Genomic DNA, 20021 nt, shown 5'->3' with positions numbered 1-20021 from the left:
GCTAATCCTTCAGGACAGATACGTCGGCGGCGTGAATGACATGCCGTTGGCCCGAGGCCAAGTGGAGGATCAGCGCGCCATCCGCCTCGAGCCCCGCGAACAGCCCGTCGCGGCTGCTGCCGTCGGGCAGCCGGACGTGGAGCGGCGTGCCGACCGGATGCGCCGCCGCCAGCCAGCCATCACGGACCGGCGCCATCCCCTGCCCCCGCCAGATCGCGAGCCATCGCGCGAAGACCTCCGCCAGCTCCTCGGCGAAGACGGCCGCGGCAACCGGCGCGCCCTGCGCCGCCAGGCTGGTGGTCGGGCGATCGGCAAGATCGGGGTGATGCGCAAGATTGACCCCGATGCCGACGACGACCGCATCGCCGCTGCGTTCGAGCAGGATGCCCGACAGCTTGGCCTCGCCGATCAGCAGGTCATTGGGCCATTTTAGCGTCGCGGCCGGACCGCCGACGGGCAGGACCGCACCGACTGCCTCGTGCAGCGCGACCGCGGCGACCAGCGCGAGCGTCGCCGGCGGCGGATCATCGTGGCTGAGCCGGACGAGCGTGCTGGCATAGAGATTGCCCGGCTCCGACACCCAGGCCCGACCGAGCCGCCCCTTGCCGTCCGTCTGCCGGTCGGCGCGGAGCCAGAGCCCCTCCGCCGCGCCGTCACGCGCGAGGAGGAGCATATCGGCGTTGGTCGAGCCGGTGGCGGCGACCGTGCGGATCGTCAAATCGCCGGGAACAGCGCGTGCGCCGCACTCATCGTCCAGCCGCCGAGCAGCGGGATGGCGAGATAGCCGAGCGGCGACACGAACGCGGCGGTCAGCGCGATCAGACCGCCCTCGATCGGGCTGTTGCCCTTGACGAACGCCGGGGCCGGCTCGTCAAAGTACATCGTCTTGACGACGCGCAGATAATAATAAGCACCGATCGTCGAGGCGGCGATACCGACCACCGCGAGCGGGAACAGTCCGGCGCGCACCGCCGCATCGAACACCGCGAACTTGGCGTAGAAGCCGAACAGCGGCGGGATGCCGGCGAGGCTGAACATGAAGATCGCCAGCGCCGCGGCGAGACCCGGGCGAGTCCGCGACATGCCGGAGAGCGCGGCGATGCTCTCAATCGGCTGACCGTCCTCGCCGCGCATCTGCAACACGATCAGGAACGAGCCGAGCGTCATCGCGATATAGATGGTCATGTAGATCAGCACGCCCGAAACACCCTCGGGCGTTCCCGCGGCGAGACCGACGAGCGCGAAGCCGACGTTATTGATCGACGAATAGGCGAGCAGACGCTTGATGTTGGTCTGGCCGATCGCCGCCACCGCGCCGAGTACGATCGAGGCGAGCGCGGCGAAGATGACGATCTGGCGCCACTGATCGGTCGCCGGACCCATTGCCTCGACCGCGACGCGGACCGCGAGGCCCATCGCCGCCACCTTGGGTGCCGAGGCGAAGAAGGCGGTGACCGGGGTCGGCGCGCCTTCGTAGACGTCGGGCGTCCACATATGGAACGGCACCGCCGAGATCTTGAACGCGATACCGGCGAAGACGAACACCAGCCCGAACAGCAGCCCGAGCGACTGCGGCCCGGCGTAAGCGGCGGCGATGCCGCTGAACAGCGTCGTCCCCGAGAAGCCGTAGACGAGGCTGATGCCGTAGAGCAGGATGCCGCTCGCCAGCGCGCCGAGCACGAAATATTTGAGGCCCGCCTCCGCCGACCGCGTGTCACGGCGCATGAAGCTCGCCAGCACATAAGCGGCAAGGCTCTGCAATTCGAGGCCGACGTACAGCGTCAGCATGTCGCTGGCCGAGACCATCAGGCCCATGCCGGCGGCGGAAAGCAGGATCAGCACCGGATATTCGGGGCGCAGATCGTCGCCGTGCGTGCGCTCGAAAAAGTCCGGCGCCATGATGATCCCGACCGCCGCTGCGATGAAGATCAGCACCTTGGCGAAAGCGGCGAAGGCATCGGCGCGGTAGAGGCCGTCGAAGGCCGCCCCGCCGTAGCTGGCCGGGCCGACCAGCGCGAGGCAGGCGCCGGCGAGGATCGCGACCGCGGCCCAGGAGATGGCGCGCGTCGACGCCGGACCGCCCCAGGCGGCGACCAGCATCAGGATGATCGCCCCCGCCCCGAGGATCAGCTCGGGCAGGGTCATGGCGAGATTGGCGGCGTAATCCATCAGTGGGTCATTCCGTGGGCGGCCGGCGCGGCGGCGAGGGGCTTGCCGGCAGTCGGCTGGGAGTCGGACGGGGGCGCCGCGCGATCGATGCGGGCGAGCAGCACACCGACATCCTTGCGCATCGGCGCCATGAAGCTCTCGGGATAGACGCCCATCCACAGAGCGACCGCGGCGATCGGCGCGAGCAGCCACAATTCCCGGTGCGACAGATCCTCCATCGCACGCGTGTCGTCGGACTTGAGCTCGCCGAAGACGACGCGGCGGTAGAGGTAGAGCATATAGGCCGCGCCGAGGATGATGCTCGTCGTGCACAGCAAGGCGATCCAGGTCGACACCTGATAGGTGCCCATCAGCGACAGGAATTCGGCGACGAAGCCGCTGGTTCCCGGCAGGCCGATCGACGCCATGGTGAAGAACAGGAAGAACAGCGCATAACGCGGCATGTTGATCGCCAGACCGCCATAGCGGCTGATCTCGCGGGTATGCAGCCGGTCGTAGATCACGCCGACGCACAGGAACAGCGCGCCCGACACCAGCCCGTGGCTGAGCATCATGATCATCGCGCCCTCGATCCCCTGCCGGTTGAAGGCGAACAGGCCGATCGTGACGATCGCCATATGCGCGACCGACGAATAGGCGATCAGCTTCTTCATGTCCGACTGCACCAGCGCGACGAGGCTGGTGTAGATCACCGCCACCGCCGACAGGCCGAAGATCAGCCAGGTCAGCTGGCCCGATGCCTCGGGGAACATCGGCAGGCTGAAGCGCAGGAAGCCATAGCCGCCGAGCTTGAGCAGCACGCCCGCCAGGATCACCGATCCCGCGGTCGGCGCCTGCACGTGCGCATCGGGCAGCCAGGTGTGGACCGGCCACATCGGCATCTTCACCGCGAAGGAGGCGAAGAAGGCGAGCCACAGCCACGTCTGGACGTGCGCCGGGAAGTCGAAGGTCTGCAACGCCGGGATGCTCGACGTGCCCGCGGTCTGCGCCATGTAGAGCATCGCGACGAGCATCAGCAGCGAGCCGAGCAGCGTGTAGAGGAAGAACTTGTAGGAGGCGTAGATCCGGTTCACCCCGCCCCAGATGCCGATGATCAGATACATCGGGATCAGGCCGGCTTCGAAGAACAGGTAGAAGAGGAACAGGTCCTGCGCCGCGAAGGTGCCGATCATCAGCGTTTCGGTGAGCAGGAACGCGGCCATATATTCCGGCACGCGGTTGGTCACCGACCGCCAGCTCGCCCCGATGCAGATCGGCATCAGGAAGACGCTGAGCATGATCAGCATCAGCGCGAAGCCGTCGATGCCGAGGTCCCAGCGGAAGAAGCCGAACGACGGCCCGTGCTCGACGAACTGCCATTGCGCGCCGCCGATATCGTAATTCGCCCACAGCAGGATGCCGAGCGCGAGATCGACGAAGGTGGCGGCGAGCGCGAGCAGGCGCGCGGTCGCGGCGGGGACGAACAGGCAGGCGATCGCCGCAACCGCGGGGATCAGCAGCATGATCGAGAGGATGGGCAGCCCGCTCATTGTGCGATCGCCCAGGTGACGACGGCGGTGAGACCGATCAGCATGACGAAGGCATAAGTATAGACATATCCGTTCTGGAGCCGGCCCGCGAGCCGGCTGGAGAGCTGCACCACCCAGGCCGAGCCGTTCGGCCCGAACCGGTCGATCGTCTGCTCGTCACCGCGGTGCCACAGCAGACGGCCGATGGCGAAGGCGGGACGGACGAAGAGCAGGTGATAGAGTTCGTCAAAGTAATATTTGTGAACGAGGAAGCGGTAGAGGATGCGGAACTGGTCCGCCACCGCCGCCGGGAAGCTCGGCGCCTTGATATAGGCATACCAGGCCGTCGCCAGTCCGATCAGCATCGCGATCGTCGCCGACAGCTTCACCGGCACCGGCACCTCGTGCATCGCATGCATCAGATGCTCACGGAAGGCGATGTCGCCCTTCCAGAAGCTCTCGCCCGCGCTCGGCTCGATGAAATAGCCGTGGAAGACGAAGCCGGCCGCAATTGCGCCGATCGACAGGATGACCAGCGGCACCAGCATCGGCCACGGGCTTTCGTGCGGATGATAGCCGCCGGTGCCGGCGGGCAGGTCCTGCTGCGACGCGCCGTGTACTGACGGGCGATCGCCGCTGTCCTCGGCCTGCGCCGGATTGGCATGCGCCTCGTCAGGATGATGCGAGTCATGTCCGTGCGCGTCGTGCCCATGGTCGTCATGGCCATGGCCATGCGCGTCGTGCAGCGCATGCTGGATATGCTCGGACGCGGCCCAGCGCGGCGTGCCCCAGAAGGTCAGGAACATCAGCCGCCACGAATAGAAGCTGGTGATCAGCGCAACGAGCACGCCAACGAACCAGACGCCGGGCTCGCCCGCCGCCCAGCTCGCCTCGATGATCGCGTCCTTCGAGTGGAAGCCGGCAAAGCCAATGGCGAGCGGATTGCCGAACAGCGCCGGCAGGCCGACACCGGTGATCGCCAGCGTCCCCATCATCATGCCCCAGAAGGTCAGCGGAATGCTTTTCCGCAGACCGCCGTAATAGCGCATGTCCTGCTCATGGTGCATCGCATGGATCACCGAGCCGGCGCCGAGGAACAGCAAGGCCTTGAAGAAGGCGTGCGTGAACAGGTGGAACATCGCCGCGCCATAGGCGCCGACGCCCGCGGCGAAGAACATATAGCCGAGCTGCGAGCAGGTCGAATAGGCGATGACGCGCTTGATGTCGGTCTGCACCATGCCCACCGTCGCGGCGAACAGACAGGTCGCGGCGCCGACGCCCATCACGACGTGGAGCGCGGTCGGCGACATTTCGAACATCGGCGACAGGCGGCACACCATGAACACGCCCGCGGTGACCATCGTCGCCGCATGGATCAGCGCCGACACCGGGGTCGGGCCTTCCATCGCGTCCGGCAGCCAGGTGTGCAGGCCGAGCTGCGCCGACTTGCCCATCGCGCCGACGAACAGCAGCAGGCAAAGCACCGTCATCGTATCGGCACGCATGCCGAGGAAGCCGATCGTCGAGCCGGCCATCGTCGGCGCGGCGGCGAGGATCGCCGGGATCGAGACGGTGCCGAACACCAGGAAGGTGCCGAAGATGCCGAGCATGAAGCCGAGATCGCCGACGCGGTTGACGACGAACGCCTTGATCGCGGCGGCATTGGCGCTCGGCTTGCGGAACCAGAAGCCGATCAGCAGATAGCTGGCGAGACCGACGCCTTCCCAGCCGAAGAACATCTGCACCAGCGTGTCCGCGGTGACGAGCATCAGCATCGCGAAGGTGAACAGCGACAGATAGGCGAAGAAGCGCGGCTGATCCGGGTCCTCGCTCATATAGCCCCAGCTATAGAGGTGGACGAGCGCCGACACGCTGGTGATCACCACCAGCATGATCGCGGTCAGCTGGTCGACGCGGAGCGACCAGTCGACCGCCATGTCGCCGCTGACGATCCAGGTCAGCACCGGCACGACGGTCGCCGTGTTGGTGCCGGCGAGGAAGCCGAGGAAGATCGGCCAGCTCAGCAGGCACGAGGCGAACAGCGCGCCGGTGGTGATCGCCTTGGCCGGCACGAAGCCGATCGCCTTGTTGCCAAGCCCGGCGACCACCGCCGCGAGCAGCGGCAGGAAGACGATGAGGAGGATGGAGTGCACCGGTATTTAGCCCTTCATCCGATTGACGTCGTCGACCGCGATGGTGCCGCGGCCACGGAAATAGATCACCAGGATCGCCAGCCCGATCGCCGCCTCGCCGGCGGCGACGGTCAGCACGAACATCGCGAAGATCTGGCCGACCAGATCGTGCAGATAGGCGGAGAAGGCGACGAGGTTGAGGTTCACCGCCAGCAGGATCAGCTCGATCGCCATCAGGATGACGATCAGATTCTTCCGGTTGAGGAAGATGCCGAGCACGCCCATCGTGAACAGGATCGCGGCGACGACCAGATAATGGATAAGGCCGATAGTCACAGTTGAACCCCTTGGCCGACCGGCGGCTGGACGTTGCGCGTCGCATCCTCGGGACGGCGCGCATTCTGGCGGCTGATGTTCTGCCCGCGCACGCCGCCACGCTGGCGGTGCGTCAGCACGATCGCGCCGATCATCGCGACGAGCAGGACGAAACCCGCCGCCTCGAACACGAACAGATAGCGCGTGTAGAGCAGCTGCCCCATCGCCTGGATGTTGGGCACCGCGGTGTCGGTCGGCGCCAGGCGGCGGCTGACCTGCAAGGTGCCGGCGCTCCACGCCTTGATGCCGATGACGATCTCGATCAGCAGCCCGGCGGCGAGCGCCAGCCCGAGCGCGGCGTAGCGCGCGATACCGGCGCGCAGCTGCGCGACCTCGATATCGAGCATCATCACCACGAACAGGAACAGCACCGCGACCGCACCGACATAGACGATGACGAGCAGCATCGCGATGAACTCGGCGCCGACGAGCACCATCAGCCCCGCCGCATTGAAGAAGGCGAGGATCAGCCACATCACCGAATGGACCGGATTGCGCGACGAGATCGTCATCGCTCCCGAACCGATCACGATGATCGCGAAGAGATAAAAGGCGATGGCCTGGATCACGATTTGGTCGGCCCCCTAAGCCCGAAAACGAATGCGGCGCGCATTAACGGTATGGCGCATCGGCGGCAAGGTTCGCCGCGATCGACCGCTCCCAACGATCGCCATTGTCGAGCAGCTTGGCCTTGTCGTAGATCAGCTCCTCGCGCGTCTCGGTCGAATATTCGAGGTTCGGCCCCTCGACGATCGCATCGACCGGGCAGGCTTCCTGGCACAGGCCGCAGAAGATGCACTTGGTCATGTCGAGATCGTAGCGCGTCGTGCGGCGGCTGCCGTCGTCGCGCGGCTCGGCCTCGATCGTGATCGCCTGCGCCGGGCACACCGCCTCGCACAATTTGCAGGCGATGCAGCGTTCCTCGCCATTCGGATAGCGACGCAGCACGTGCTCGCCGCGGAACCGCGGGCTCACCGGGTTGCGCTCATAGGGATAGTTGATCGTCGCCTTGGGCTTGAAGAAATACTTCAGCGTGAGGGCGTGCGCTTTCACGAACTCCCACAAGGTGAACGACTTGATGATCTGTCCGACGCTCAAGAGCCCAATCCCATCATTCGGTCGATCAACACGACCATCAATCCGATCCCGACGCCCGCAAGCGCCCGGTCACGCAAGGCCTGCGGCCTGAGGCCGCGGGCCGTCATCCATTCGCTGGCGCGGCTCATCCCGCGACCGGGACGCGCATCAGCATCAGCACGCCCGACACCAGGAACACCCAGAACAGCGACAGCGGCAGGAACACCTTCCACCCCAGCCGCATCAGCTGGTCGTAGCGGTAGCGCGGCACCGTCGCCTTGACCCAGCTGAACACGAAGAAGAAGAACAGCATCTTGGCGAACAGCCAGATGATCCCCGGCACATAATAGAGCGGCGCCCAGTCGATCGGCGGCAGCCAGCCGCCCCAGAACAGCGTCGCGTTGAGCGCGCACATCAGCAGCACGTTGGCATATTCGCCGAGCCAGAACAGCGCGAAACTCATCGAGCTATATTCGGTCTGATAGCCGGCGACGAGCTCGCTCTCCGCCTCGGTCAGATCGAACGGCGCGCGCTGCGTTTCCGCGAGGCTGGAGATGAAGAACATCACCGCCATCGGGAACAGCAGCGGATTGATGCCGAACGCGTTGATGTGGAGGTTGAGCGTGCTCTGCTGCGCCATGACGATGCCGCTGAGATTGAACGTCCCCGCCCACATCACCACCGAGATCAGGATGAAGCCGATCGCGACTTCATAGCTGACCATCTGCGCCGCGGCGCGCAGCGCCGAATAGAAGGGATATTTCGAGTTCGACGCCCAGCCCGACAGGATCACGCCATAAACGCCGAGCGACGAGGCGGCGAGCACATAGAGCAGACCGACGTTGATGTCGGCGAGCACCACGCCCGCACCGAACGGCACCACCGCCCAGACGATCAGCGCGACCGTGAAGGTGATGATCGGCGCGAGCAGGAACAGCCCGCGATTGGCCGCGGCCGGAACGATCGTTTCCTGCAGGAACACCTTGAGGCCGTCGGCGAACGACTGGAGCAGGCCGAACGGCCCGACGACGTTCGGGCCGCGGCGCAGCGCCATCGCCGCCCAAATCTTGCGATCGGCGTAGATGATCATCGCCACCGCCAGCATCAGCGGCAGCGCGATGACCAGGATCCCGATGATCGTCGCGACGAACCAGGCCCAGCCGTAGGACATGCCGACGGTCGTGTTGAAGAAGTCAGTCACTCCGCCGCCTCCGCGAACGTCTCGCCATGGACCAGTTCGGCCGAGCAGCGCTGCATCGTCGGCGATGCGCGGCAGATGGCATTGGTCAGATAGAAATCCTTGATCGGATAGCCCGACAGGCTGCCCTGCCCGGCCGTGTCGAGCGACGGCGGGTTCCAGTCGAACGCCACCAAAGTATTGACCTGACGCAGCGCCGGCACCTCGGTCGCCATCGCCTCGCGCAGGCCGGCAAGGCTGTCGAACGGCAGCGTCGTCCCGAGCACTTCGGACAAGGCGCGGAAGATCGTCCAATCCTCGCGCGCATCGCCTGGTGCAAACACCGCGCGCTCGCCGCGCTGGACCCGACCCTCGGTGTTGACCCAGGTGCCCGACTTCTCGGCATAGGTCACGCCCGGCAGGATGACGTCGGCATGATGCGCGCCGGCGTCGCCGTGGTGGCCGACATAGACCTTGAAGCCGCCGAACTTGGTGTAATCCACCTCGTCCGCGCCGAGGAAGAAGGTCACCGCCGCATCGGTGACGTCGGCGATGCCGCCCGCCTGGGCATAGCCGAGCATCAGCCCGCCCATCCGGCTCGCCGCCATATGGACGACGTTATAGCCGTTCCAGCCCTCGCGCACGAGGTTGAAGCGCTTGGCGAAGTCGAGCGTCGCGCCATGGCCGCCCTTGAGCGCCGCCCCGCCGACGATGATCATCGGCGCCTTGGCCTCGCCGAACAGCGTCGCGACCGCCTCGGGCAGGTTGCCGAGCAGCGACAGGTCGCTGCCGAGCCATTCGACCTTATAGGTCAGCTCGGTCTCGGGACCGATCGCGAAGACCTTGGCGCCCTTCTTGATCGCCTTGCGGATGCGCGTGTTCACCAGAGGCGCTTCCCAGCGCAGATTGGTGCCGACGAGCAGGATCGCATCGGCCTGTTCGACCCCGGCGATCGTCGTGTTGAAGTTGACCGCGGCGAGGCTCGACGTGTCATAGGCCATGCCGGTCTGCCGGCCTTCGAGCTTGGTCGAGCCGAGCCGGGCGAGCAGCGCCTTGGCCGCATACATCGTCTCGCAGTCGACAAGATCGCCCGCGACAGCGGCGACGTCCGAGCCAGCCGCCGCGACACGGTCCTTGATCACCGCGAACGCTTCGTCCCAGCTCACCGGCGCGAGCTTGCCGTCGCGCCGCACATAGGGGCGATCCAGCCGGCGACGGATCAGGCCGTCGACGTGATGGCGCGTCTTGTCATGTGCCCATTCCTCGTTGACGTCCTCGTTGATGCGCGGGACGCAGCGCAGCACCTGGCGGCCGCGGCTGTCGAGGCGGATGTTGGTGCCGACCGCATCCTGCACGTCGATCGTCAGCGTCTTCTTGAGCTCCCAGGGCCGCGCCTCATAGGCATAGGGCTTGCTGGTCAGCGCGCCGACCGGGCACAGATCGACGACGTTGCCGCTCAGCTCGCTGGTCACCGCCTGTTCGAGATAGGAGGTGATCTGCATGTCCTCGCCGCGATAGATCGCGCCGATCTCCTCGACCCCGGCGACCTCTTCGGCGAAGCGGACGCAGCGGGTGCACTGGATGCAGCGGGTCATGATCGTCTTGACGATTGGACCCATATATTTCTCGGTCACCGCGCGCTTGTTCTCGGTGTAGCGGCTGTGGCCCTTGCCATAGGCGACCGACTGGTCCTGCAGATCGCACTCGCCGCCCTGATCGCAGATCGGGCAGTCGAGTGGATGGTTGATCAGCAGGAATTCCATCACGCCTTCGCGCGCGTTCTTCACCATCGGCGTAGTGGTGAACACTTCTTGATTGTCCGCGGCGGGCAGCGCGCACGATGCCTGCGGCTTCGGCGGCCCCGGCTTCACCTCGACGAGGCACATGCGGCAATTGCCGGCGATCGACAGCCGCTCGTGATAGCAGAAGCGCGGGATTTCCTTGCCCGCGGCTTCGCACGCCTGGAGGACCGTCGCGCCCTGCGGCACCTCGACCTCGATCCCGTCTACTTTCAGCTTGGGCATTATTCGGCAGCTTCCTGCATCGGGGCGAGATCGCCACCGCTACGTTCGATGATCCGGCGCTCGATCTCCGGCCGGAAGTGACGGATCAGACCCTGGATCGGCCAGGCCGCGGCGTCGCCGAGCGCGCAGATCGTATGGCCCTCGACCTGCTTGGTGACCTGCTGCAGCGTGTCGATCTCGGCGATGTCGGCGTCGCCGGTGCGCAGCCGCTCCATCACCCGCCACATCCAGCCGGTGCCTTCGCGACACGGCGTGCACTGGCCGCAGCTCTCATGCTTGTAGAAATAGGAGATGCGGCTGATCGCGCGGACGATGTCGGTCGACTTGTCCATGACGATCACCGCCGCGGTGCCGAGGCCCGAACCGACCGCCTTCAGCCCGTCGAAGTCCATCGGCGCATCGATGATGTCCTTGGCGGGCACCAGCGGCACCGACGAGCCGCCCGGGATCACCGCGAGCAGATTGTCCCAGCCGCCGCGGATGCCGCCGCAATGCGTCTCGATCAATTCGCGGAAGCTCAGCCCCATCGCGTCCTCGACCACGCACGGCTTATTCACATGGCCGCTGATCTGATAGAGCTTGGTGCCCTTGTTGTTCTCGCGCCCGAAGCTCGAGAACCACGCCGCACCGCGACGCAGGATCGTCGGCGCGACCGCGATCGACTCGACGTTGTTGACCGTCGTCGGGCAGCCATAGAGGCCGGCACCCGCCGGGAACGGCGGCTTGAGCCGCGGCTGGCCCTTCTTGCCTTCGAGGCTTTCGAGCATCGCGGTCTCTTCGCCGCAGATATAAGCGCCGGCGCCGCGATGGACGAAGACGTCGAAGTCATAGCCCGACCCGCTGGCGTTCTTGCCGATCAGCCCCTTGTCATAGGCTTCGGCGACCGCCGCGAACAGCGTCTCCGCCTCGCGGATATATTCGCCGCGGATGTAGATATAGGCGGCGCGCGCGCGCATCGCATAGCCCGCGATCAGCGCGCCCTCGATCAGCTTGTGCGGATCGTGACGGATGATCTCGCGGTCCTTGCACGAACCCGGCTCCGACTCGTCGGCGTTGATGACGAGGAAGTTCGGCCGGTCGGGCTTGGGCTCCTTGGGCATGAACGACCATTTGGTGCCGGTCGGGAAGCCCGCGCCGCCACGGCCGCGCAGCCCGCTCGCCTTGATCACGTCGATGATCGCGTCCTGGCCGAGCGCCATCAGCGCCTTGGTATTGTCCCAGTCGCCCCGCTTCAGCGCCGCTTCCAGGTTCCACGGCTGGAACCCATAGACGTTGGTGAAGATGCGGTCCTTGTCAGCAAGCATCAGGCGTGTCCGTCCACTAGGTCAAGGCGCTGCTTGACGCGGCGCATGTCGCTCGACAAGCCGTCGACACCCTGCTGCACGGCAGCCAAATGGGTATCGATACCGAGCAAGCGGTGCTCCATCGCGGTCTGCCGCAACTCCATGTTGACGATCCGGTCCTTCACGTCGGCCATGTCGCCACGAATGCCGCGCAGCATCTCGGTGATAAAGCGGGTATCCTCTACGGTCATGCCCACTCACTCCGATAATCGTGGTTGGCGTCGACCATCGCGGTCAGCGTCGTCGGGCCGCCTTCGGGGCAGCTGGTCTGGCGGCCGATCGTCGATCCGGTGCGGGGCGTCTCGCCATTGGCGAGCGCTTCCAGCACCGCGACGGTCCGGTCGTAATCCAGATCCTCGTAATTGTCGTCGTTGATCTGCACCATCGGCGCATTGGCGCAGGTGCCGAGGCATTCCACCTCGGTCAGCGTGAACATGCCGTCCGGCGTCGTCCCGCCCTTGACCAGTCCGCGGTTCTTGCAAGCCGCGAGCACGTCGTCGGAGCCGCGCAGCATGCACGGCGTCGTCCCGCAGACCTGCACGTGGTAGCGGCCGACCGGCGCCAGGTTGAACATCGTGTAGAAGGTCGCGACCTCGAACACGCGCATATACGGCACGCCGATCTGGCGCGCGACGAACTCGATCACCGGCACGGGCAGCCAGCCCTGCGTCTGAGTCTCCGCACCGACCTGGCGCTGCGCCAGATCGAGGAACGGGATCGACGCCGATTGCTCGCGCCCCTTGGGATAGCGCGCGAGAATCTCGTTCGCCTTCCGCTGATTCTCTTCGGTCCAGGCGAAGCTGCCCCAGCGTGCGCGGGTTTCAGCCTCGTCGGGGATATGTGCTGCTTCGGCCATTATTCTCCACCCCGCAATTCCATGCGGCGCTCCACACGGGTCAGCCGCTCATCGAAGCGGTCCATTCGCGCATTCAATCCGGATACCGACAGAACGAGATTGCCGATATGCTCCTCGACGACCGTCATCCGCAACTTCACATCATGCATGTCGCCCTCGATATTCGACAGCCGGTCGTCGATACGACGCAGCCGTTCCAATATCAGGTTCTCGACATTCTCCGTCACCGGTCGCACTCACCGAACACGATATCCATCGCCCCCAGGATCGCGGTCGTATCCGCGAGCATATGACCGCGGCTCATGAAATCCATCGCCTGCAGATGGCTGAACGCGGTCGGCCGGATCTTGCAGCGATAGGGCTTGTTCGAGCCGTCCGCGACGAGGAACACGCCGAACTCGCCCTTCGGGCTCTCGGTCGCGACATAGACCTCGCCGGCGGGGACGTGATAGCCCTCGGTGTAGAGCTTGAAGTGATGGATCAGCGCTTCCATCGACTGCTTCATCTCGGCGCGCTTGGGCGGCACGACTTTGCGGTCGGTCGAGGCGATCGGCCCCTCGGGCATATCGCGCAGGCACTGCTTCATGATCCGCGCCGATTGGCGAACCTCCTCGACGCGCACCATGAAGCGATCGTAGCAATCGCCGCGCGTGCCGACGGGAACGTCGAACTCCATCCGGTCGTAGACGTCATAGGGCTGCGACTTGCGCAGGTCCCACGGAATGCCCGCCGCGCGGATCATCGGGCCCGAGAAGCCCCAGGCGATCGCATCCTCGCGGCTGACCGTCGCGATATCGACGTTGCGCTGCTTGAAGATGCGGTTGTCCGCGACGAGGCTGATCGCATCCTCGAACAGCCGCGGCAGACGCGTGTCGAGCCAGTCGGCGATATCGGTCAGCAGCTTGAGCGGCACGTCCTGATGGACGCCGCCCGGCCGGAAGTAATTGTGATGCATCCGCGCCCCGGTGGCGCGCTCGAGGAAGCCGTAGCAATCCTCGCGGATCTCGAACATCCACAGGTTCGGCGTCATCGCGCCGACGTCCATGACGTGGCTGCCGAGGTTGAGCATGTGGTTCGAGATACGGGTCAGCTCGGCGAAGAAGACGCGCAGATACTGGGCGCGCAGCGGCACCTCGATATCGAGCAGCTTCTCGATCGCGAGCACGAAGGTATGCTCCATGCACGCGGGCGAGCAATAATCGAGCCGGTCGAAATAGGGGATCGCCTGGGCGTAGGTCTTGTATTCGATCAGCTTCTCGGTGCCGCGATGGAGCAGGCCGACGTGCGGATCGATCCGCTCGATGATCTCGCCGTCGAGTTCCATCACCAGCCGCAACACGCCATGCGCCGCCGGATGCTGGGGACCGAAGTTGATCGTGTAATTCTGGATCGTGACGTCACCCTCGGTCGGATGCGCCGGGCTGGTGACGTGCATCAGCTCGTCGACATAGGGATCGACACTGTGGGTGGCGGGCGCGACGTGCGTGTCCTGGCTCACTGATTCTGTCCTCCACCCTTGGTCGGCACGACGTCCGAATCCTTGGGCTTGTCCTCGCGCGCATTCCCCGGATCGCGCTCGCCGGCGCCGGTGTTGGCGGTGCCGGAGGTGTCGTTCTTGGCATAGGGTTCGCTGCCGGCCCTGGGCGCCTGCGTCGGGGTGCGCGCGGCATCGGCCTTGGCGATGTCGTCGGCCTTGAGCGGCGTCGGCGCGCCCTTCGCCTCGGGCAGCATGCCCTTCTCGTCGCCGGGAAGCACGTAAGCGGCGCCCTCCCACGGGCTCTGGAAGTCGAAGTTGCGGAAATCCTGCGCCAGCTTGACCGGCTCGTAGATCACCCGCTTCGCCTCTTCCGAATAGCGCATCTCGACGAAGCCCGAGAGCGGGAAGTCCTTGCGCTGCGGATGACCGCGGAAGCCGTAATCGGTGAGGATACGACGCAGGTCGGCATTGCCGGTGAACAGCACGCCGTACATGTCGTACACCTCGCGCTCGAGCCAGCCGGCGACCGGCCAGATCCCCGTCACCGACGGCACCGGCTTGACGTCGTCGGTCGAGACATGGACGTGGAGGCGGTGGTTGCGGGTCAGCGAGAGCAGGCAATAGACCACCTCGAACCGTTCGGGACGGTCCGGATAATCGACGCCGGCGATCTCCATCAGTTGCTGATATTCGAGGCCGGGCGTGTCGCGCAGCTTGGTCAGCGCATCGACGATCGCGGTGCGCTCGACGTACAGCGCGATCTCGCCGACCTGCTCGACCGCGTCGAGCAAAGCCGCGCCGAGCGTCGCGCGCACGGTCTCGATCGTCTCGCCGTTGAGGTCGGCGGCCCAGGCGGGAGCGGGCGCCCTCACCGTTCGATGCTCCCCTGGCGGCGGATCTTCCGCTGAAGCTGCATGATGCCGTAGAGCAACGCCTCGGCGGTCGGCGGGCAACCGGGGACGTAGATGTCGACCGGCACGACGCGATCACAGCCGCGCACGACCGAATAGCTGTAATGGTAATAGCCGCCGCCATTGGCGCAGCTGCCCATCGACACGACGTATTTGGGCTCCGACATCTGGTCGTAGACCTTGCGCAGCGCCGGCGCCATCTTGTTGCACAAGGTGCCGGCGACGATCATCACGTCCGACTGGCGCGGCGACGCGCGCGGCGCAGCGCCGAACCGTTCGAGGTCGTAGCGCGGCATGTTGACGTGGATCATCTCGACCGCGCAGCAGGCGAGGCCGAAGGTCATCCACCACAACGAGCCGGTGCGCGCCCATTGGAACAGCTCCTCGGTCGAGGTGACGAGGAAGCCCTTGTCGTTGAGCTCGCCGTTGAGGCTGTCGAAGAAACCCTGATCGGGCGGCACCACCGAGGTGGGCGCCGCCGAGCGGGCGAGTTCTACCGGTCCGGACATAGGGGTCATTCCCAATCCAACGCTCCCTTTTTCCAGGCATAGACGAGGCCCAGGGCCAGTTCGCCGATGAAGATCATCATGGAGATCCATGCGGTCCAGCCGATGCTGAAGACCGAGACTGCCCAAGGATATAGGAACGCGGCTTCGAGATCGAAGATGATGAACAGAATGGCGATCAAATAAAATCGCACGTCGAACTGGCTGCGCGGGTCCTCGAAGGCGGGGAAACCGCATTCATATTCCGACAGCTTCTGCTCGTTGGGCTTGTCGGTGCCGGTCAGCCGGGCAACGAGCATCGGCAGGAACACGAACGTGCTCGACAGCGCCAGGGCGACGCCCAGGAAGAGCAGGATGGGCAGATATTGCGACAGATCGACCAAGAGACTTCTCGCAGGTGCGAAGGATGTGGGGGCCGCTTTAGGCCTCCGGGCGAGCACGGGCAAGGCCGCGAACCGCCTGCGAATCACTCTCAATTGATCGCGACGACGGGGGCGATATCGCCCCGCCCCCGCCCGATGCTGGGAGCGCTCCATCCCCTCCGCCGGGACGGGGACAGAGGCAGGCCTTGCGCTTAGCGCAGTGCGCCGGCGACCAGCTTGTGCAGCTTGACGTGCAGGCCGTCATTGGCGGCGAGGAACTCGTTGCGCTCCATCGCCCGGTCGGCGCCGCGGAAGTCGGTGACGTAGCCGCCGGCCTCCTTGACCAGCAGCATGCCCGCGGCGGCGTCCCAGGGCTTGAGCCCCGATTCCCAATAGCCGTCGAACCGGCCCGCCGCGACCCAGGCAAGATCCAGCGCCGCCGCACCGAAGCGGCGGATGCCGGCGACCTCGGGGGCGATCGCACCGAAGATGCGGCTCCACTGGACGAAATCGCCATGGCCGAGGAACGGGATGCCGGTCGCGATCAGCGCTTCCGACAGATCGCGCCGCGCCGAGACGCGCAGCCGCTGGTCGGTGAGCCACGCGCCGCGCCCCTTCTCTGCCCAGAAGCTCTCGTCGGTGAGCGGCTGGTAGACCAGGGCCGTGGTGATCTCACGCTTGCCCGCCGGGGTCGGCTCCTCGACCGCGATCGAGATGGCGAAATGCGGGATACCGTGCAGGAAGTTGGAGGTGCCGTCGAGCGGATCGATGATGAAGCGCGGCTTGTCGGGATCCCCCGCGACCTCACCGCCCTCTTCCATCAGGAATCCCCAGTCCGGGCGCGCGCGGCGCAATTCGTCGAACAGCGTCTGTTCGGCGCGCTTGTCGGCGATCGACACGAAGTCGGCAGGCCCCTTGCGGCTGACCTGGAGGTGCTGCACCTCGTTGAAGTCGCGGCGCAGCGCCGTGCCGGCCTTGCGCGCGGCGCGTTCGATGACGGTGAAGAGGCCGGAATGGGAGGGCATAAGTCTTCTCTATACCCCTCTCCCGCCGGGAGAGAGTTGCGGGGTAGGTCATGCCCCGGGCATGACCTGAATCACGCGGGGCGTGGTCCACCCCGCAGCTGGGCCCGCCGCCGCAGGCGGTGGGAGGGTGAGGCCGGAAGAAGGACCTGCCCTCACCCGACCTCGTAACACTCGGCTTCCCTCTCCCGCAGGGAAAGGGATAGGTCGTCAGTCCGCCCGGCGGACGTAGGTCTGTTCGTAGACGTCGACGACGATGCGCGTGCCCGCGCCGATATGCGGCGGCACCATCACGCGCACGCCATTGTCGAGGATCGCCGGCTTGTACGACGACGATGCGGTCTGGCCCTTCACCACCGCATCGGCCTCGACGATCATCGCCTCGATCGTGCTCGGCAGTTCGACCGAGATCGGCTTTTCGTCATAGAGTTCGAGCACCACGTCCATGCCGTCCTGCAGGAAGGCCGCAGCATCGCCGAGGATACCGGCATCGAGCGTGATCTGCTCGTAATTGTCCTTGTCCATGAAGGTCAGCGCATCGCCGTCGCGGAACAGGAACTGGAAGTCCTTGGTGTCGAGGCGGACGCGCTCGACCGTTTCGGCGGAGCGGAAGCGGACGTTGTTCTTGCGGCCGTCGATCAGGTTCTTCATCTCGACCTGCATATAGGCGCCACCCTTGCCGGGCTGCGTATGCTGGATCTTGACGGCGCGCCAGATGCCGCCCTCATATTCGATGATGTTGCCGGGACGGATGTCCACGCCGCTGATCTTCATGGATCTGAACCTATTGGAAAGAGCGAGAGAGGCGCGCGTCCGGCGCGCGCCCGGTCGCGCTCCTTACCGTCCCTGCCCGCGCGCGGCAAGCAGCGGAAAGGGATTGACGTCTATGCCCTGGTGCCAGCGTTCGTCCGGCCGCATCCGCTGCAGGCCGAAATGAAGGTGGTAATTGCCGGGTCCGGCGTCGCCGGTGTCGCCGACGAAACCGATCGGCTCGCCCGCGCGCACCCCCTGCCCCTCGTGCAGGCCCGGCGCATAACCGGAGAGGTGCGCGTAATAATAGATCCAGCGCCGGTCCAGCGAACGGACATAGGCGGTGGTGCCGCCGAGATTCGATTGGAACAGCTTCTCGACCGTCCCTGCCGCCGCGGCGATGACGGGCGTGCCGGCGGCGGCGGAAATATCCGTTCCGTGATGCCCGCGCGTGCCGCCGCCGCGTGCGTCGTTCCAGCTGTCGACGATCGCCTCGCGCCGCACGCCCTTCACCGGCACGGTGAGCAGCGCGGCGCTGGCGGCAGGCGACGACGATGGCAAAGGCTGTGTCACCGCCGTGTCGAGGCGGCGATGACGGGCGGTGCCGAAGCTGGTCATCGCGGCGAACCCCGCGGCGACGAGGACGAAGACCGTGAGGACGATCCAGCCGAAACGGGTCATGCCACAGACCCCGGGGCGCGCCGCGGCGGGCGGCTAGCTTCCGACCACGATCCAGCGCGCATCCCGCGATCCGTCATATCATCCCCTGCCCGTCGCGGCCGGTATCGTCGCGACAACCGCCTGCCCTCATTATAGCCGCCGCCATACCGGCGCCCGCTCACGCCTTGAACACCGCCTTGGTGCCCGGCCTGACCATCTGTGCGAGCCGCGCCGCATCCCAGTTGGTCAGGCGGATGCAGCCATGGCTTTCGGTGCGGCCGATCAGTTCGGGATGCGGCGTGCCGTGGATGCCGTAATGCTCCTTCGACAGGTCGAGCCAGACGACGCCGACCGGTCCATTTGGCCCCGGCGGCAGCATCTCCTTCTCGTCGCCCGTCTTGGCATCCCAGAACAGCGCCGGATTATAGTGGAATTTGGGGTTATAGTCGGCGCCGTTGATCGTCCAGCGACCGAGCGGCAGCGGATCGTGCTGCGACCCCGTCGTCGCGCTGAACTGCGCGATCAGACGATCGTCCTTGTCGAGGACGCGCAGCACCTTGTCCGACTTGTCGACGATGATGTGGTCGGCGGTCGGCTGACGCGCGTCGACGTTGAACATAGCGAGCGTCTGCCGCCAGTGATCGGGCAGCTTGGGGTCATAGGCGCGGCTCGCGGGCAGCACATTGGGGACGATGATCGCATCGCCGACCTTGAGCCGGGTGTCGGGCGAATTGAGCGCGATCAGCACCGCCGGCTGGGTGTGGAACATCTCCGCCAGCTTCTCCATCGGCGTCGCATAGCCGATGCCCGGCAGCTTCGCCTGTTCGCCATAATCCCTCGGCAGCGGATTGTAATAGGGACCGGCGAGCGCCTCGCGGGTCAGCACGAAGCGCGCGGTCGGGCGCCTGGCGCGATAGGGATAGAGCGCCTGCAAGGTCGCCGCGTCGGGCTTGCCGGTACGCGGCAGGCCCTTCGCCTCCTGGAAGCCCTTGAGCGCCGCGGCGAGCGATTGTCCGCCCTTGCCGTCGATCACCCCGGGGCCGAAGCCGAGCGAGTCGAGGATGACCTGGACGTGGAGGATGGTGCGGTCGATCGCCGGCGCGCTCGGTGCGGCCGGCCGCTGCTGCGCCGCCGTCGGCGCGGCGATCGCCATGCCTGCGAGCCAGGCCGCTGCCATTGCCATCCTCATGCCGCCGTCCTTTCCGACCGTTACGCTGGTGGATCAAACGGCCGAAGCGCCGGCGGGTTGCCTGCCGCGCCCTATCCCACCGGAGCCGGGTGCGCAGGCTCCCCCGCCATCGCCCGCAACCGCCCGCAGGCCTGCGCGCGCTGTCCCGGCTGCGTGGTGGCGATCCGCCGCACGGCGAGCGCGAGCGCGGCGGCATAGGTCGCCTCGAAGCGCGGCAGCGGCCAGCCGTTGCGCACCGCCAGCGACTGCAACCGGGTCTTCGCCGCGATCAACGGCGGCGGGACGCGCATCGTGCAGGCTTGCGACAAGGCGGCGAGACCGGCATGCGCGGCGATGCTCGGCGTCACATAGTCACGCCGTTGTTGCGCCACCGCCTCCGAAGTCGTGAGGACGCCCGCCGCAACCAGCCAACCGACCGCGGCCCACACCAATACTTTCAACACTTTACAAAACCCCACCCGTTTCCCCGGGGAGGATTGTACA

General features: G+C 66.1%; 22 protein-coding genes. All 22 read right to left on the bottom strand.

Features of this window, described 5'->3' with window-relative positions; all coding sequences use genetic code 11:
• Position 1: 1 nt before the first annotated feature.
• On the bottom strand, positions 2-718 hold the full coding sequence (locus V8201_RS07085) for a biotin--[acetyl-CoA-carboxylase] ligase (RefSeq protein ID WP_336544838.1): 717 nt from the start codon (positions 716-718) through the stop codon (positions 2-4).
• A complete protein-coding gene (nuoN, locus tag V8201_RS07080; protein WP_336544837.1) occupies positions 715-2169 on the bottom strand; it encodes an NADH-quinone oxidoreductase subunit NuoN in 1455 nt (484 codons plus the stop codon). The genes V8201_RS07085 and nuoN overlap by 4 nt, the downstream gene beginning before the upstream one ends.
• The gene (locus V8201_RS07075) at positions 2169-3698 is read right to left on the bottom strand and encodes an NADH-quinone oxidoreductase subunit M (protein ID WP_037530731.1); all 1530 of its coding nucleotides are present in this window, start codon (positions 3696-3698) and stop codon (positions 2169-2171) included. Before V8201_RS07075 ends, nuoN begins: the two co-directional genes overlap by 1 nt.
• Positions 3695-5830 carry an NADH-quinone oxidoreductase subunit L gene (nuoL, locus tag V8201_RS07070; protein WP_336544836.1) on the bottom strand — a complete coding sequence of 712 codons (2136 nt, stop codon included), beginning with the start codon at positions 5828-5830 and terminating at the stop codon, positions 3695-3697. The genes V8201_RS07075 and nuoL overlap by 4 nt, the downstream gene beginning before the upstream one ends.
• Before the next feature lie 6 nt (positions 5831-5836).
• Entirely contained in the window at positions 5837-6145 is a 309-nt protein-coding gene (gene nuoK / locus V8201_RS07065) for an NADH-quinone oxidoreductase subunit NuoK (RefSeq protein ID WP_037530725.1), read from the bottom strand.
• Positions 6142-6753 (bottom strand): NADH-quinone oxidoreductase subunit J, encoded by a 612-nt coding sequence (locus V8201_RS07060; RefSeq protein WP_037530722.1) that lies wholly within the window; start codon positions 6751-6753, stop codon positions 6142-6144. The genes nuoK and V8201_RS07060 overlap by 4 nt, the downstream gene beginning before the upstream one ends.
• Positions 6754-6796: 43 nt before the next feature.
• Positions 6797-7282 (bottom strand): NADH-quinone oxidoreductase subunit NuoI, encoded by a 486-nt coding sequence (nuoI, locus tag V8201_RS07055; protein ID WP_037530721.1) that lies wholly within the window; start codon positions 7280-7282, stop codon positions 6797-6799.
• A 124-nt stretch (positions 7283-7406) separates the two neighbouring features.
• A complete protein-coding gene (gene nuoH, locus V8201_RS07050; protein ID WP_152542065.1) occupies positions 7407-8432 on the bottom strand; it encodes an NADH-quinone oxidoreductase subunit NuoH in 1026 nt (341 codons plus the stop codon).
• Between the two features lie 26 nt (positions 8433-8458).
• Complete coding sequence (gene nuoG, locus V8201_RS07045; RefSeq protein ID WP_336544835.1) at positions 8459-10462, bottom strand: NADH-quinone oxidoreductase subunit NuoG; 2004 nt, start codon at positions 10460-10462, stop codon at positions 8459-8461.
• The gene (gene nuoF, locus V8201_RS07040; protein ID WP_037530715.1) at positions 10462-11766 is read right to left on the bottom strand and encodes an NADH-quinone oxidoreductase subunit NuoF; all 1305 of its coding nucleotides are present in this window, start codon (positions 11764-11766) and stop codon (positions 10462-10464) included. Before nuoF ends, nuoG begins: the two co-directional genes overlap by 1 nt.
• Positions 11766-11996 (bottom strand): hypothetical protein, encoded by a 231-nt coding sequence (locus V8201_RS07035; protein ID WP_271300559.1) that lies wholly within the window; start codon positions 11994-11996, stop codon positions 11766-11768. Before V8201_RS07035 ends, nuoF begins: the two co-directional genes overlap by 1 nt.
• Complete coding sequence (locus V8201_RS07030) at positions 11993-12661, bottom strand: complex I 24 kDa subunit family protein (protein WP_037530710.1); 669 nt, start codon at positions 12659-12661, stop codon at positions 11993-11995. The genes V8201_RS07035 and V8201_RS07030 overlap by 4 nt, the downstream gene beginning before the upstream one ends.
• Positions 12661-12888, bottom strand: coding sequence for a hypothetical protein (locus tag V8201_RS07025; protein WP_037530709.1), 228 nt, complete (start codon positions 12886-12888; stop codon positions 12661-12663). Before V8201_RS07025 ends, V8201_RS07030 begins: the two co-directional genes overlap by 1 nt.
• Complete coding sequence (locus V8201_RS07020; protein ID WP_037530924.1) at positions 12885-14096, bottom strand: NADH-quinone oxidoreductase subunit D; 1212 nt, start codon at positions 14094-14096, stop codon at positions 12885-12887. The genes V8201_RS07025 and V8201_RS07020 overlap by 4 nt, the downstream gene beginning before the upstream one ends.
• Before the next feature lie 59 nt (positions 14097-14155).
• Positions 14156-15010, bottom strand: a complete 855-nt coding sequence (locus tag V8201_RS07015) for an NADH-quinone oxidoreductase subunit C (protein WP_037530707.1) — start codon at positions 15008-15010, stop codon at positions 14156-14158.
• Entirely contained in the window at positions 15007-15558 is a 552-nt protein-coding gene (locus V8201_RS07010) for a NuoB/complex I 20 kDa subunit family protein (RefSeq protein WP_037530706.1), read from the bottom strand. The genes V8201_RS07015 and V8201_RS07010 overlap by 4 nt, the downstream gene beginning before the upstream one ends.
• 5 nt (positions 15559-15563) lie before the next feature.
• The gene (locus tag V8201_RS07005; protein WP_037530704.1) at positions 15564-15938 is read right to left on the bottom strand and encodes an NADH-quinone oxidoreductase subunit A; all 375 of its coding nucleotides are present in this window, start codon (positions 15936-15938) and stop codon (positions 15564-15566) included.
• Between the two features lie 191 nt (positions 15939-16129).
• A complete protein-coding gene (locus tag V8201_RS07000) occupies positions 16130-16942 on the bottom strand; it encodes an inositol monophosphatase family protein (protein WP_037530702.1) in 813 nt (270 codons plus the stop codon).
• Positions 16943-17149: 207 nt separating this feature from the next.
• Entirely contained in the window at positions 17150-17713 is a 564-nt protein-coding gene (gene efp / locus V8201_RS06995; protein WP_037530700.1) for an elongation factor P, read from the bottom strand.
• 63 nt (positions 17714-17776) lie between these two features.
• Positions 17777-18370 (bottom strand): M23 family metallopeptidase, encoded by a 594-nt coding sequence (locus V8201_RS06990; RefSeq protein WP_336544834.1) that lies wholly within the window; start codon positions 18368-18370, stop codon positions 17777-17779.
• A gap of 157 nt (positions 18371-18527) precedes the next feature.
• Positions 18528-19532: a L,D-transpeptidase family protein gene (locus V8201_RS06985; RefSeq protein WP_373276466.1), complete on the bottom strand. Its 1005-nt coding sequence runs from the start codon at positions 19530-19532 to the stop codon at positions 18528-18530.
• 77 nt (positions 19533-19609) lie between these two features.
• On the bottom strand, positions 19610-19981 hold the full coding sequence (locus V8201_RS06980) for a hypothetical protein (protein ID WP_336544832.1): 372 nt from the start codon (positions 19979-19981) through the stop codon (positions 19610-19612).
• Positions 19982-20021 lie beyond the last annotated feature (40 nt).

Origin of the sequence: Sphingomonas kyungheensis (assembly GCF_037120395.1) — a bacterium.
GTDB classification, from domain to species: domain Bacteria; phylum Pseudomonadota; class Alphaproteobacteria; order Sphingomonadales; family Sphingomonadaceae; genus Sphingomonas; species Sphingomonas kyungheensis.
Note: the sequence above shows the minus strand (reverse complement) of the source record. Positions and strands in the feature narration are given on the sequence as shown.

Excerpts from the sequence above, each read along its gene's own strand:
- V8201_RS07030 (WP_037530710.1), bottom strand. The coding sequence starts at position 12,661 with ATGGCCGAAGCAGCACATATCCCCGACGAGGCTGAAACCCGCGCACGC.
- V8201_RS07020 (WP_037530924.1), bottom strand. The coding sequence starts at position 14,096 with ATGCACGTCACCAGCCCGGCGCATCCGACCGAGGGTGACGTCACGATC.
- V8201_RS06985 (WP_373276466.1), bottom strand. The coding sequence starts at position 19,532 with ATGGCAATGGCAGCGGCCTGGCTCGCAGGCATGGCGATCGCCGCGCCG.
- V8201_RS07010 (WP_037530706.1), bottom strand. The coding sequence starts at position 15,558 with ATGTCCGGACCGGTAGAACTCGCCCGCTCGGCGGCGCCCACCTCGGTG.
- efp (WP_037530700.1), bottom strand. The coding sequence starts at position 17,713 with ATGAAGATCAGCGGCGTGGACATCCGTCCCGGCAACATCATCGAATAT.
- nuoG (WP_336544835.1), bottom strand. The coding sequence starts at position 10,462 with ATGCCCAAGCTGAAAGTAGACGGGATCGAGGTCGAGGTGCCGCAGGGC.
- V8201_RS07035 (WP_271300559.1), bottom strand. The coding sequence starts at position 11,996 with ATGACCGTAGAGGATACCCGCTTTATCACCGAGATGCTGCGCGGCATT.
- V8201_RS07000 (WP_037530702.1), bottom strand. The coding sequence starts at position 16,942 with ATGCCCTCCCATTCCGGCCTCTTCACCGTCATCGAACGCGCCGCGCGC.
- nuoN (WP_336544837.1), bottom strand. The coding sequence starts at position 2,169 with ATGGATTACGCCGCCAATCTCGCCATGACCCTGCCCGAGCTGATCCTC.
- nuoF (WP_037530715.1), bottom strand. The coding sequence starts at position 11,766 with ATGCTTGCTGACAAGGACCGCATCTTCACCAACGTCTATGGGTTCCAG.
- V8201_RS07075 (WP_037530731.1), bottom strand. The coding sequence starts at position 3,698 with ATGAGCGGGCTGCCCATCCTCTCGATCATGCTGCTGATCCCCGCGGTT.
- nuoH (WP_152542065.1), bottom strand. The coding sequence starts at position 8,432 with ATGTCCTACGGCTGGGCCTGGTTCGTCGCGACGATCATCGGGATCCTG.
- V8201_RS06990 (WP_336544834.1), bottom strand. The coding sequence starts at position 18,370 with ATGACCCGTTTCGGCTGGATCGTCCTCACGGTCTTCGTCCTCGTCGCC.